Genomic DNA, 12,031 nt, shown 5'->3' on the forward strand with positions numbered 1-12,031 from the left:
ATTCACTGCCCGGACTTCGCGGTTTTTTCATAATTCTCAATGGCCTCACGGATTTCATCCTGGGAAATTTCCGATTTAATTTTATAAGTCTTGTACATATTGACGAAGGTCTCCAGCGATGAAAGATCATATGTCATCATTTCCAGGAGTACCACGATATCCTGGGCATTCTTCAGCATCCCCCTGAATTCCGAAACGCGCATCTTTTTCATTTCGATGATCTCATCGCTTTTCTCCTCGGGGATAAGGTCGCTGAGAAGATGCATGGCCGCCCCGACCTTTTCCTTATGGCGGCGGATATCCCGTTTCACCTGGTTGATCATATCCAGGAGCTTTTCATTCATCTCATTTATCAGAGTGCCTATCTGCCCGATTTCGTCATCGGATTTCACGGGAACGCGCACTGTCAGGTCCCCTTCGGCGAGCCGCTTTGTGGCCTCCACCATGCCGTCCATGGGCGAAACAATATCCTTGGCAAACATGAAAAATGCGGCGACGATGCACCCGCTCACAACAAGGAGGAGCAATATCATCCTGTCGCGGAAATTATGTATGGGTTTAAACACGGCATCCTCGGAAAAGGCACTTCGTATCCTCTGCAGATCGGCCGACGGCACTTTCCTCTCGATACTTTTCATCAAATTATTGGTTATCTCCATCTTCATGACGGGAGAGCTCATTTCAAGTACAATCTCGGCGCTCACTGAAATGGAAACGATGGCGATGAGAAGAAAATACAGCAGGAGTTTCTTCTTCAAACGGGACATTTCATTCTTAAATTTCAGCATCACCAGTCCTCTCGAAAAATTCTCCCATGATCCCGATCATATTCATTTTACGGCCCTGCCTTCCGTGACATTCACCGTGTCCGTGAGATCGATCTGCATGTATCTGCCGCTTTTAAAGGCACCACTGTTAACCACCAGGCAGCCTCCCAATTCCGCCGTACCCCGTGCTTCATGAATATGCCCGCACAGGCAGAGCCGTATGTCGTGATCAAGAATGAAGTCCCTGAGCACCTGGCTGCCTCCGCGGAGACCAAGAAAAGTCCTGTCCCGTGTTTTTCGCGGCGGTGTATGAGAAACAAGGACCTTTATGCCGGCCGTATCAACGAAACGGTATCCCTGTTCAAGAATGTCGTGGATCTGCTCGTCGCTGTATTCACAGGGCGTATGCATGGGCGTTGAATTTGATCCCCCCAAACCGAAAAAACCCGTAGAACCGCTTTGTTTCCCCATTCCATGCACGGAATATCCCCGCTCCTGCAGAAGGTCCTGGATATCCTCTCCATCCCAGTTGCCGTGAACGGCGATTATATTCCTGTTTTCTTTTTCGATCCTTTCCAGAATTTCTTCGGCCCCCCGACGCGCGCCTGCATGCGATATATCCCCGGCCAGGACGATCATATCGGCTCCCTGCAGAACAGGTCCCATTGAATCCAGAAAAGCGTGGTTGCCGTGAATATCGCTCATGAGAATAATTTTCATTGTTAACCTTCACCGTACGGATGTTCCCCTCTACTATATCCTGCCGAATTGATATTGCAACAAAAAAATATGGGGGTATTGATGACATTTTCTTCTTGCAATCATACAGTGGGCTGTCAAATATGCAAATGTTTTATGGGCACCTCTAAAAATTTGGTTTATGCATTAATAAAATGAAAAACCTTATTTTCCAAATAATTGTGCCCGCAAGGGAACCTCCATATAATTATTTATTGAAGTTCCCTTATGTATATTTTCCACCTGAACAGGAAGAATATTCTTTTCCACAACGCGATGTAACACTGTTCACCACAGGGATAAAAACAATATGTATATAGATACACACGCACATTTTGACCTTGTACTGGAGGACCCGGGGATCGACGAGGAAACTCTGCTGAAAAATATGGAGAGCCATGGGGTCATGCACGCCGTTCAGGTTTCCATAGAACCGGCAGGGCTTCAATGGTCCCGGGAATTCGCCGAGAGAAACCGGCACAGTGGCGTTCTATTCACTGCAGGGATTCATCCATCCACAAGAGCCGATGACGACGATTGCAAAATACTGTCCGCCTTTGTAAAGGACTGCGATGTTCCGGAAACCAGGGAGCTGCTTTTCGGAATCGGCGAATGCGGACTCGATTATTACCGCATGAGGCAGCCCCGGGAGATGCAGATCCGATCCTTCGAGTTTCAGCTATCGCTGGCTGAGAAACACGGCCTCCCCGTCATTGTTCATTCCCGCGAGGCCTGGAAGGAAACCATTGATATACTGCGCAGCCACAAACCGGCTCAAGGCATAATGCACTGTTTTCCCGGCGATGTGGCCATGGCGCGCGAGGCTCTTGACCTGGGGTTTTATCTATCATTCGCCGGTAATGTCACGTATAAAAAAGCCGAGGCGCTGCACGCCTCGGCCGCCTTTGTCCCTCACGACAGGCTTCTTATTGAAACCGATGCGCCCTTCCTCACCCCGGTCCCGCTTCGCGGCCGGCAGAACAGGACGGAATACATAATCAATACTTATACGTTTATCGCGGATCTGAGAAAATGTCCTGTTGCAGAGATACAAAAGGCCGTATTTGGCAATTTCATTAGACTGCGCGGAGAAAAGGCTGCATAAAACTATGGAAAGAATAATGCGCTTATCCGGCTTGCAGAATAAAATAAATGGATAAATCAGACATATGGAACCGGGAATATTTACATCGGATTATCTGGTCATTGGAAGCGGCATAGCCGGGCTCACTTTCGCCATCAAGGCATCGCAGACCGGGACAGTGCATGTAGTCACCAAGAAAAAAGATTTTGAGTCCAGTACCAACTACGCACAGGGAGGAATTGCCTCGGTGCTGTCGCCGGAAGATTCCTTTGCCCGTCATATTGAAGACACGCTTCTTGCCGGGGCCGGCCTCTGCGATACCGAGGCTGTGGAAATACTGGTCCGTGAAGGACCCAACGCCATACGCGAGCTTCTGAGCTGGGGGACGGAATTCACCTTTGTCAGTGACACTAACGGCGAAATAGTCCTCGACCTGGGCAAGGAAGGCGGGCATTCCATCAACCGCATCGTCCATGCCGCGGACCTGACTGGAAAGGTTATAGAGCAGGCTCTGCTACAGAAAGTATCGGAGATAAAGAATATAATCCTTTTTGAAAATCATACAGCCGTGGATCTTCTCACGGAACACCAGCTGAAGTCAGATCCCGGCGATAACATTCACTGCTACGGCGCCTACATACTGGATAACGCTACGGGACAGGTAAACATTTTCAGCGCCCGTGTGACTCTCCTGGCATCGGGAGGTGTCGGCCAGATATATCCCCATACAACCAATCCCGACATCGCCACGGGTGATGGAATCGCCATGGCATACCGCGCCGGAGCCATCGTGGCCGACATGGAATTCATACAGTTTCATCCCACGTCCCTGTACACGGAAAAAAAATCCACGGACCCGGTTTTCCTCATCAGCGAGGCTGTACGGGGAGAGGGAGCTATCCTCCTCAATTCCCGCGGCGATCATATAATGGGAAAAGTGCATCCGCTGAAGGACCTTGCTCCCCGTGACATCGTGGCCAGGGCCATTGACCGCGAATTGAAACACCTGGGCGACACCCATGTCTTCCTCGATATTACGTCCAAAAGCCGCGCCTTTCTCCAGAACCGCTTCCCGCAGATATTCATGCGCTGCCTCGATGAGGGCATCGATATTTCCCGGGAGCCCATACCCGTTGTGCCTGCCGCTCATTATCTCTGCGGCGGCATCGTTTCCGACAAGCACGGAAAGACAAACATCGAGTACCTGTATGTTTCTGGCGAGTCGGCCTGCACGGGCGTTCACGGTGCCAACAGGCTTGCCAGCAACAGCCTGCTGGAAGGAGTCGTTTATTCCATCCGCGCCTTCGAGCACGCCTCTCGTTTCATACAGGAAACAAAAGAAAAAACAGCCATTCCACAGTTTCCCCCCTGGAACAAGGAAGGCACCTTTGACCTGAATGAATGGATTCTCGTTCAGCATAACATGGAAAATGTAAAAAATCTCATGTGGGATTATGTGGGAATAGTCCGCTCCGACATGAGGCTCGAGAGCGCGTACAAGAGAATACTCATGCTGGCCGAGGAAATTCACGAAGTGTATAAAAAAAGCACCCTGTCATCACGCATGCTGGAACTCAGAAACCTGGCCACCGTGGCCAAGCTCATCATAAAAAGCGCACTTACCCGCAAAGACAGCATCGGACTCCATTACAATTCAGATCATCCCGGGACCGGGCCTGACAAGGTCAATGTGGTACTCCGCTCCGATCATGAACCGACACTGATAAAACTGAGGCACTGAGCATGTTACGGGGAATTTCCATACGCAGGCTGGAGATCAGGGACCTTTCCGGTATTGCCGGGCTGCGGAATCTCGTGTGTGAAGGCGGCATGGCCGGGCAATTCCTCTGGAACGTGGAACATATCGCTTCCCTGCTGACAACGGACATGAGTCTTTCTTTCGTAGCCCTGCAGGGAAAAAAGCTCATAGGCTTTCTCATTGCCTCAGCTGAAAATAATTACGACTCTCCTTCGGTAGGCATTGCCTGCCTCGCCGTTGCCCCCGGCCTAAATGGAAGGGGAATAGAGGAAAAACTGCTGGACGGCCTGAAAAATGAGATGATACACAGGCATATTTACAGTGCCGGCGTGGAGCTGCCAGAAGATAATATTGATATGATAGCCATTTTTAATAAATATGGATATACGGCTGAAAACCGACATATCAGGATGCGCTATCAAGTGCATGAAATACGAGAGGAACGCAAGTGAAAAAAAAATCATCATCGCCCATCAACCTTGAAGAACTGGTTTCATCAACGGGGAAGGAAGTGCCGCCATCGGGCATACGCGAGTTCTTTGATATTGTGTATAAAATGCCTGACTGCATCTCACTTGGCGTGGGCGAGCCCGACTTTGACACTCCATGGCGCATATCGGACAGCGGCATTTATTCCATAAAAGACGGATATACCCATTATACGCCGAACCGCGGCCTTCCGGAACTGAGGAAACTTGTCGTGGAATATATTAAAAAAAATATCGGCACCGGTTATGATCCCGATCAGGAAACCATCATCACCATGGGCGTAAGCCAGGGCCTGGACCTGGCCCTGAGGAGCATCATAAATCCCGGCGACGAGATAATCATTTTTGAACCCTGTTATGTTTCTTACGGCGCCAATATCAGCATGCTTCATGGCGTTCCTGTTGTCGTACCCACGTATTTTCACGAGAATTTCCGTATCAGCGTGGACAGGCTTCGCGAGGCCATCACGCCCAGGACAAAGGCCATCCTGCTGAATTACCCTTCCAATCCCACGGGCGTTTCCCTGGACAAAAAAACCCTTGAGAACATCGCCGGTCTGGCCATGGAGCACAACCTCCTGGTTCTTTCCGATGAAATATACTCGGCCATTACTTTCGGTTCCCGCCATGTATCCATAACATCCCTTCCCGGCATGAAGGAGCGTACCATCTACCTGAACGGTTTTTCCAAATCCCATGCCATGACGGGCTGGCGACTGGGATTCGTATGTGCACCGGAATACATAATAAGCATAATGCTGAAAATTCACCAGTACATCGCCCTGTGCGCCTCCTCCATTGCCCAGTACGCGGCGATTGAGGCCATGGAGCACGGCGAAAAAGACGTACTGCGCATGAGAGGCGAATACATCAAGCGAAGAAATTTCATCGTCAACCGCTTCAACGAGGCGGGCCTGCCCTGTCTCATGCCCGACGGAGCCTTTTACGTATTCCCCGATATTTCCTCCACGGGTCTTACCTCGAAAGAATTCGCCCTGAAGCTGCTTAACAGTAAAAAAGTGGCGGTGGTTCCGGGAAACGCCTTCGGCAAAGCGGGAGAAAAATACATCCGCTGTTCCTACGCCACATCGATGGAAAACATCAGGACCGCGCTTCAGCGTATTGAAGAATTCGTAAAGGAACGGTCATGGGAATCATAATAGACGGGCTGAACCTCATATATAAATTTCCCGAGCTGGAATCTCTCATGTACGTGAACAGGCTCAACGATGCCCGGAAGGGCCTCATCGACATTCTCAAACAATATCACCGAATTAAACCCGTGGAGATACGGGTGGTTTTTGACGGAAAAAGGAACCAGGGCGACACGACGCTTCAGGAAAAACTGGGCCCGATAAAAGTCTATTATTCCCACGATTATACGGCCGATCATCTCATAAAGGAATTCATCAAACAGGATAAAAATCCCCGCATGACCACGGTGGTGACATCGGACAAGGAAATTATTTCATATGTTAACCGTTTTAAGGCCGTAGTCGTCAGGAGCGAGGAGTTTTCATCCCATGTAACGAAGACCATCGAGGAAGAAGGAAGACCCATTGTTCCAGAAAAGGAAGTGGACCCCGTACTGTCACAGGAGGAGATTTCCTTCTGGGAAAAAATGTTCAGGAAAAAAAATGGGTAAAAGGCTTTTATAGGGGCAGGCGGGGATTTTTACCTGCCGAGATTGTTTGCCAGAAATTCCATACCGTCGGGAAGTATCTTTTTCCAGAACCGCCAGTCATGAACACCATAGTGTACTTCCTTGTACACTACAGAGTATTTGCCTTTCTGTTTCTGGAGCTGCTTCAGTTTCATTGCCAGGAGCATGGATTGTTCCTTGGGCACTATATAATCCTTGGCACCATGGGCCAGGAAAACAGGGATATCTTCCAGGTTAACGGCAAGCTTCATGATATTGTCATCATTCTCCCAGCGATCCTTGAATTCTTTGTAATCTCCATAGACCGAAGCCGTAAGTCTGTCCCTGGTCATGGAAAGAGGGTCGTAATCACCGGAAAAACCTGCAGCGGCGCCGAATATATCGGGATGCTTCGAGGCCATGAGGAGTGCCCCCCGCGCCCCGGTACTGTTTCCCATTATGCCCGTTAGCTTTTTATTCGTGGCAAGAGCAAAAGTATTGCGCAGAAAATTGACAAGGACCTCCGACACATATTCCCCGCCGGGCATGGCGCCCCATTTCACCTTCGTTTCAGGATAAAAAGCCGACTCATACAGGGTCGCTCCCATGTTGGGACAGACAAGTATAAAATTATATTCATCGGCCAGCTTCTCAATGGCAGTATTCGTTTCCCAATCTCTCATTGCTCCCTTGTAGCCATGCAGAACGATGAGAGTCCGGAGCCTTTCCCCCTTTTTGTATGCGCGGGGAAAATAAATCTGCAGTGATCCGGTATAGTCTTTTCCGCCATACGTGTATGGAACCTTGAGGTCCCTCATCCATTTCCCCGAATGTATGTCGCCTGTGTAGGTAAACTTACCGGTTGTCCCGGAACATTCCAGCAGGAGACCCGCCATCAGTACAAATATGCCCCATTTGTTGCTCATAATACTCCACCGTAATTGATTGCCGGCTCGCGCCTCTTCAGCAAAATCCACGTTATACTATATAACCGGGTGAATTATTGCAAGGAATTTATTGTTTTTTCCACAGCTCATTATGAAGGATGACACCACTGAGGTGCGGAGCACGTGGAGATTGTATTTACAAGGAAACTTTTTTAGATGTACCCCTCTTCCTTCAGGCTCAGAAATGATGTATTAGTGAGAATCACGTGGTCCAGGAGCGGTATCCCTATTATTTTCCCTGCCTCGGCAATCCTCTCCGTCGCCGCTATATCCTCCTTCGATGGGGCCGTTACACCCGAGGGATGGTTGTGACAGATAATCACCGCTGATCCGCCCTCCCTGATGGCATCACGGAAAACCTCCCGTGGATGAACAATAGCCTCGGAAATCGTCCCTATGGATACGACCGTCTTCCGCAACACGCGGTTCTTATTATTCAGTATGAGCACCCGGAATTCCTCCTTCAGGAGCCCCGCCACTTCGGGGAGAAGCAGTTTCCACACGGCCTCGGGCGATGAAACATGAGTCATGGATGCATTCTCCAGGATAGCCCTTTTCCCCAGCTCAAAAGCGCAGTGAATCCTTATTGCCTTCCGGAGACCGATTCCGCACTCCCGAGCCAGCTCACGGATCCCTGCCCTGGAAATACCCGTAAGACCTCCCAGTGACTTGAGAACGGCCGATGAAACCTCAAAGACATCGGCTCCTGCGTTCCCGTTTCCGATGATTACGGCAAGAATATCCATGTCGGAAAGATTTTTCACATCCTCACCGGCGATACAGCGCTGCACCGGCATTACAAAATTATCATGATATTTCGCTTTTTTTATTTTTATCTGCACTATTTTAGTCTTCTCCATCATTATTTTATTGATTGTAATTTTTCCCCCTATATATAATTAACGAAGACGACACTGGTAATATGCAAAGAAAAGACCGATTTTTATAAAGGAATTATTGATGGTAAAAGCTTTCCCCTTCATTCTTTCCCTGGCTATCCTTGCCGCAACAGCAATGCCGGGACAGTTTGCATGGACTCAGACAGCGGAGACAAGGGAGGAGGCGTATCTCCTGCATAAGGCCCGCTGCGATTACAACGGAGCCCTTGATATACTGGGTGACTGGTCCGTGCAGGAAAAAAATGCCGATATTCTTGAACTGAACCTGTTCAGAATAATGGAACTGGCGAAGTATCCCGAACAGTTTGATACGGTGATGTCCATACTTGACAGGATTTCTGAAAATCCTCTTATGGGGAATACTCTTTTCCTGCAGGAGCGGCTTCTCCTGTGCAGACAGGATATTCTTCTCAGGAAGGGGAATATCCGGGAAGCACGGCGAATACGGGACAGCCTGGGATACCTGGACTTTAACCTCCTGGGCCCCTTCCCGGCGCGAAACAGTGACGAATTTGACAAAGATTATATTGATGAAAAATCATATGTTCCCTCCATGGAGATAAAGGGCAAAACGGATCTTATTTCATGGTTCGGAGCAGTGCCCGATCTTTCCGGCGCCATCAACATCGGTGAATTGTGTCCCGACTCAGGGGACAGTTATTTCTATCTCCGCCGGGAAGTGAACATCACAAAAACAGGTCTGTACGATATAGTGCTGGGAAAATCCGGTTTCTGTGATATTAAGATAGACGGCATGACCATCTATTCCAGCCGGGAAAAACATGGATTCTCCCGGGACCAGTACGTCATAACGGTTTTTCTTCGCGAGGGAAGCCACCGACTGATAATTAAAACAGGTGATTCTCGCGACGGCATAGTTGTTTCATGCCGGCTAAGAAAAAGATCCGACAACCCGCAGGAAACAGATCCCGGTGACGCATCCAGCCGGAGATGGACCTATTTCCCGGCGCTGCGTGAAGCCCTGAACAAAGACGACAAGAGATCGCTGTTCACTGCCGCCTATCTTTATTACCTGACGGGTCTGAATCCCGACGGGGTTTCAGTTACGGCTGAATATGCATCACGCATATCGGCGGGAAGCCTCTTATACCAGGCTGCTTCATACTATCGGGGCATGGCCGAATCAGTGCCCGATGAAAAAGAAAAATACCTGCGAATTGCACGGTCCGGCGACGGAGACAACCTGGAGGCCCTGAGCGAAATAACCGCCATGAAGATACGGCATCATTTTTTTTACGAAGCATGGCCCCTTATAGAAGAACTGGAACGCCATGGCAGGTCCATGTATTCCGTCATGGCGTTAAAAACGGATTTCTTTCTTGAAAAAAAATGGCACCGTGATGCCCTGAAAACGGCCGATCTGATTCAGAATACGGCATACTCATCGCAGTCTCACTTATACAGGGCACGGATTTATATGGATCAGGATAATTATCGTGATGCCGCTGCCAGCCTGGAAATATTACTATCCCTCGATCGCGGCAACCGCACCTATCAGCGCCTGCTCATAGGTGCTTACAACGGGATGTCCGATATGCTTGCAATAGTCAGGACGGCATCGGCCTGGACGGCCTTGCACCCCAATGATATGGATATGTTTATCATTCTTTCAAAGGCCGTTAAAACAACCCAGGGAGACCAGGCCGCCCTTCCCTATCTTACTGCGGCGCTGAAACGTTCTCCCTATAACAAGAACATCCTTCACCAGCTAGGCCTTGTCTATCATGCCATGAACAAAAGGAACACCGCGCTTTATTATCTCCGCCTCTCGGCCGCCCATGACCCCGACAATCACGCCCTGAAGCAGTATATCGCCCTGCTCGCCGGCGAGGAGGACCATCTCCTCCCCTACCGATGGACCGGAGACATCAATGAACTGGAAAACCGCTCTCTGCATTACGCCGACGAAAAGGCCGTGTACCTCCTCAGTGAAACCATGATCCGTGTTCAGCACGATGGTTCTTTTGAAAAGAATGAACGCCGTATCATCAAAATACTCAATGACGAGGCCATTGATTCTTTCAGGAATCAGTATATCATCTATGAACCGGAAACGGAAGCTGTCGGGCAGGTAAAATGTACGGTCACGAACGGTCCCAACAGCATTGAGATGTCGGAGCGATACGGCAAATCCCTGTCGGACCCTGAGAGCAGGCTCTATTACAACCTGGAAGCTATCATTCTGCCCGTAACCAATCTGCGCCGGGGGAGCGTTATCGACTTCAGCTATACAATCAAAAACAGGGGCGGCAGGGAATACAAAAATTATTTTGGTGAAAAAATAACCATCGGGAGTCAGTACCGGATTCTTCAGATGAATGTCACCCTCAGCCACCCCGGGGATAAAGACATTTACCTCCACACCGGATCGATTGACCGTACAAAGATACTCACCCACAGACAGGGAAGCCATATAATATTTCACACGACCCTTTCAGATATCGCGCCCTATAAAAGGGAAACGGCCATGCCTAACGAATCACAGATCCTTCCCGTTCTTTATTTCACATCACAGCCTTCCTGGAACACGCTCACGGAATTCTACCGGTCCCTCCTGAAAAATAAATCCATTGTCAGCGATGAAATGAAAAATGCTTTAAAAAAAATAATCAGGCCGGAAGACTCTCCGGTGGAAAAGACGCGTAAAATTTTTAACCATGTGACCGATGAGATACGGTATGTGGGGTTTGAACTGGGCCTTGGCGGGATACAACCGCGTTCCACGGATCAGACCTATCACTCCCGAATGGGAGACTGCAAGGACGTATCCCTGCTCCTTGCCGCCATGCTCAGGCAAGCGGGAGTCCCCGCTCATATCGCGTTGGTCCGGACCAGGGACCGGGGTACGGCAAATCTGGACGTTCCTTTTCTCGGTGAATTTAACCATGCGCTCTGCTATGTAGATATTGAGGGCGGATTCTTTCTGGATGGAACGGTCGACAACACGGGCTACCGTGAACTCCCGTCGGACGACCGGCATGTCTCAGGCCTTGTCATATTTGATACGGGATACCGTTTCATCGATACGGGGAGCAGTATCTATGAAAATACTATCGATACGGTAACCAATTCCGTTACCATAAATAGCGACGGGAGCGTCATGCTTGAACGGGAACTGGAAAAGAAGGGGGCTTCGGCTTCCTCGGCACGGCAGTCCCTTAAAAACAGGGATGAAAAACTTAAATCGCTGAATGAATACTGGAATGACCACTTTCCGGGCGCCCGTGTCTCCTCACTGGACATACAGGGGATGGACCGTGATGAACCGGTTCTCTACCGGTATAAGGTGGCAATCCCGTCCCTGATGCATATTGAAAACGATGAAATCATCTTCAGGCCCTTCCTGGTTGCCTCGTCCTATTACAGCAACTATGCAATGATAAAAACGAGGCAGCACCCCCTTGTCTTCTCCGATAAATGGGAAACGCTGGAGAACCTGACCTATGTCCTGCCGCCCGACTACTCGGTTAATTATCTGCCGGAATCCGAATCCTTCAATCACGAAAAGTTCACGGCAACCTACCGGTATTCCCTGTCAGATAAAAAAATCGTTATTCAGGCCAGGATATGCGTCAAAACCCGCAGCATCGGGCAAGAGGAGTATGAGGCATTCCGCAACTTCACCCGATTCATTGACCGAAAAGAGATGGAGCGGATAGTTCTGGAAAAAAAACCATGACTAGGCC

10 protein-coding genes are annotated in these 12,031 nt (G+C 49.5%); 6 read left to right on the forward strand and 4 right to left on the reverse strand.

The window, feature by feature from the left end:
* Window positions 1-2: 2 nt before the first annotated feature.
* Complete coding sequence (locus CVV44_11695) at window positions 3-788, reverse strand: hypothetical protein (protein PKL38538.1); 786 nt, start codon at window positions 786-788, stop codon at window positions 3-5.
* 42 nt (window positions 789-830) lie between these two features.
* A complete protein-coding gene (locus CVV44_11700; GenBank protein ID PKL38539.1) occupies window positions 831-1,487 on the reverse strand; it encodes a YfcE family phosphodiesterase in 657 nt (218 codons plus the stop codon).
* A gap of 328 nt (window positions 1,488-1,815) precedes the next feature.
* On the opposite strand from CVV44_11700, the gene CVV44_11705 reads away from it, so the two are divergent.
* The 5 genes from CVV44_11705 (at window position 1,816) to CVV44_11725 (ending at window position 6,481) form a co-directional block, all read left to right on the forward strand.
* On the forward strand, window positions 1,816-2,610 hold the full coding sequence (locus CVV44_11705) for a DNAase (GenBank protein PKL38540.1): 795 nt from the start codon (window positions 1,816-1,818) through the stop codon (window positions 2,608-2,610).
* 64 nt (window positions 2,611-2,674) lie between these two features.
* Entirely contained in the window at window positions 2,675-4,330 is a 1,656-nt protein-coding gene (locus tag CVV44_11710; protein PKL38541.1) for an L-aspartate oxidase, read from the forward strand.
* Window positions 4,331-4,332: 2 nt separating this feature from the next.
* Window positions 4,333-4,800: a hypothetical protein gene (locus tag CVV44_11715; GenBank protein ID PKL38542.1), complete on the forward strand. Its 468-nt coding sequence runs from the start codon at window positions 4,333-4,335 to the stop codon at window positions 4,798-4,800.
* Between the two features lie 104 nt (window positions 4,801-4,904).
* On the forward strand, window positions 4,905-5,996 hold the full coding sequence (locus tag CVV44_11720) for an aromatic amino acid aminotransferase (GenBank protein ID PKL38616.1): 1,092 nt from the start codon (window positions 4,905-4,907) through the stop codon (window positions 5,994-5,996).
* On the forward strand, window positions 5,984-6,481 hold the full coding sequence (locus CVV44_11725; GenBank protein ID PKL38543.1) for an RNA-binding protein: 498 nt from the start codon (window positions 5,984-5,986) through the stop codon (window positions 6,479-6,481). Before CVV44_11720 ends, CVV44_11725 begins: the two co-directional genes overlap by 13 nt.
* Before the next feature lie 29 nt (window positions 6,482-6,510).
* Here CVV44_11725 and CVV44_11730 read toward each other — a convergent pair whose 3' ends face one another.
* Both CVV44_11730 and CVV44_11735 read right to left on the reverse strand, forming a co-directional pair.
* Window positions 6,511-7,404, reverse strand: a complete 894-nt coding sequence (locus tag CVV44_11730) for a hypothetical protein (GenBank protein PKL38544.1) — start codon at window positions 7,402-7,404, stop codon at window positions 6,511-6,513.
* Window positions 7,405-7,577: 173 nt separating this feature from the next.
* The gene (locus tag CVV44_11735) at window positions 7,578-8,288 is read right to left on the reverse strand and encodes a hypothetical protein (protein ID PKL38545.1); all 711 of its coding nucleotides are present in this window, start codon (window positions 8,286-8,288) and stop codon (window positions 7,578-7,580) included.
* Window positions 8,289-8,385: 97 nt separating this feature from the next.
* Between CVV44_11735 and CVV44_11740 the strand changes: the two genes are divergently transcribed.
* On the forward strand, window positions 8,386-12,024 hold the full coding sequence (locus CVV44_11740) for a hypothetical protein (GenBank protein ID PKL38546.1): 3,639 nt from the start codon (window positions 8,386-8,388) through the stop codon (window positions 12,022-12,024).
* The last annotated feature ends 7 nt before the right edge of the window (window positions 12,025-12,031 follow it).

The organism is Spirochaetae bacterium HGW-Spirochaetae-1 (genome assembly GCA_002839375.1).
GTDB lineage: Bacteria > Spirochaetota > UBA4802 > UBA4802 > UBA5550 > PGXY01.